The following is a 1811-nucleotide window of genomic DNA, read 5'->3' as shown; positions in this document are numbered from 1 at the left end:
CTTCGGTCGACGTAGTCACTGCAGCGCTTACCGAACGCCTGGTCAATCCGGTCTCCAGTCGGCCGGCACCGCTCGACTTGGAGTTGGTCCGCGAGAAAGAGGAATACGAATCGGAAGAGATTCCGTGCTCGATCCTCGACATCGACGCGCTCTCCGCACCATGGTTCTTTCTGAAGGTAATGTTCGGCGTCAGCATCATCGCGATCATGTTGATCTGCATCATGCCGGCAGACTGGTCGAATCTGCGCATCGCGGCCGGAGTCGTCGCCGGCTTGGGTTTCGGCGGCTTGCTAACACCAGGCGTCAAGCTGCTTCGTGCGCCGCGACGGCTCGTCGATCCCTACGCGTCGCTACGCAAATTCTCGCCGCTCGAGCGTAAGGCAGCGGGGATCCGGTGACGTACAACCAAGCCGGCATGGCCGGCCACTTTTCTAAGGAAACGCTGATCAATGAGCCTGTCGTCCGCATAACGGACGAGGCAGGTTGCAATTTTCAGATTGACGTAGGAATTTGACGACATGCGAGGTGAGTTTCGCTCGTATTCGGGCCTCACTTCCCGCGTTTTTCACACACATGACGGATTGCTCCCATGAGTCGACAACAGCTGATTTTTCGCGATCACCAGGTTCGCCAGCGCGAACAGACTGAACAGCTGTGCCGTGTTCCTGGCTAGACCCTTGTAGCGCACCTTGCGATGACGAAACAGGTTCTTCACGACATGAAACGGATGCTCGACCCGGGCGCGGATCTGCGCCTTGGTTCGCTCGACCGCGATCACGAGGTCCTTCAGCGGACCTTCCTGCATCGCCCTGATCTTTCCGCGCTTGAGCGCCACGTGCCACTTCACCGTCTTGCCCTTCATCTCCTCGCGCTTGTCCACGCCGGTGTAGCCCGCATCGCCAAACGCTTCCTGCTCATGACCGTGCAGCAGGGCGTGGGCCTGCGATACGTCCGGCTCGTTGGCCGCCGTGGTGACCACGCTATGCACCAGACCCGAGTCGGCGTCGACGCCGACATGGGCCTTCATGCCGAAATACCAGTCGTTGCCCTTCTTCGTCTGATGCATCTCCGGGTCACGGCTCTTCCCGGCGTTCTTCGTGGACGGCGCAGCCTCGAAGATCGTCGCATCCACCAGCGTGCCTTCCTTCATCATCAGCCCGCGCTCGCACAACTCGATGCCGATCTCGTCGAACAGCTTTCGCGTCAGTGCGTGCTCGACCAGCAGGCGCCGGAATTTCAACAGCGTGGTGGCGTCCGGCACGTTCTCGCGCGCCAGGTCGATGCCCGCGAAGGCGCGCATCGCGATGCTGTCGTAGAGCGCATCTTCAAGCCCTTCGTCCGACAACCCGTACCACTGCTGCAGCAAGTAGATCCGCAGCATCCGTTCCAGGCCAATCGGCGGCCGGCCACGCTCGCCCTTCGGGTAATACGGCCCGATCACCGACAGCAGCCGCGACCAAGGGACGACCTTCTCCATCTCGGCCAGAAAGCGTTGACGCTTGGTCACCCGCTTCTTGCCCGCACTTTCCGCTTCCGCAAAACCGATCTGCCGCTGCATCGTCGTGGGTCCGTTCCGTGAGCTTCTTTCTACAACGCCCTTGGCCTCGTCAGCGATGACCGCCAAGCCGAATTGATCAGTGTTTCCCTAACACAGTGTCGAGCTATGCCGATCAAATTGACGCACGAAACAGCGCCGTACATTGCGCGCGCCATCGTCGAATCCGGGTCGTTTATCGGCGGACCGATCCTCGGTGACGCAGGCATGAACGCCTACATTGATGGTGGCCTCTACAACCGCGACTAGGCCGAGC

3 protein-coding genes are annotated in these 1811 nt (G+C 60.5%); 2 read left to right on the top strand and 1 reads right to left on the bottom strand.

What is annotated here, in order from left to right; all coding sequences use genetic code 11:
- A partial coding sequence (locus tag JGU72_RS30470; protein ID WP_199688048.1) for a hypothetical protein occupies positions 1 to 398 on the top strand: 398 nt, incomplete at its 5' end.
- 167 nt (positions 399 to 565) lie between these two features.
- Here the strand turns inward: JGU72_RS30470 and JGU72_RS30465 are convergent.
- Positions 566 to 1558: an IS5-like element ISBmu23 family transposase gene (locus JGU72_RS30465; RefSeq protein ID WP_007182917.1), complete on the bottom strand. Its 993-nt coding sequence runs from the start codon at positions 1556 to 1558 to the stop codon at positions 566 to 568.
- 105 nt (positions 1559 to 1663) lie between these two features.
- Between JGU72_RS30465 and JGU72_RS30460 the strand changes: the two genes are divergently transcribed.
- Positions 1664 to 1804, top strand: a complete 141-nt coding sequence (locus JGU72_RS30460; RefSeq protein ID WP_153260041.1) for a hypothetical protein — start codon at positions 1664 to 1666, stop codon at positions 1802 to 1804.
- Positions 1805 to 1811: the final 7 nt, after the last annotated feature.

This window comes from Antrihabitans auranticaus (genome assembly GCF_016481275.1).
Classification (GTDB): domain Bacteria; phylum Actinomycetota; class Actinomycetes; order Mycobacteriales; family Mycobacteriaceae; genus Antrihabitans.
Note: the sequence above shows the minus strand (reverse complement) of the source record. Positions and strands in the feature narration are given on the sequence as shown.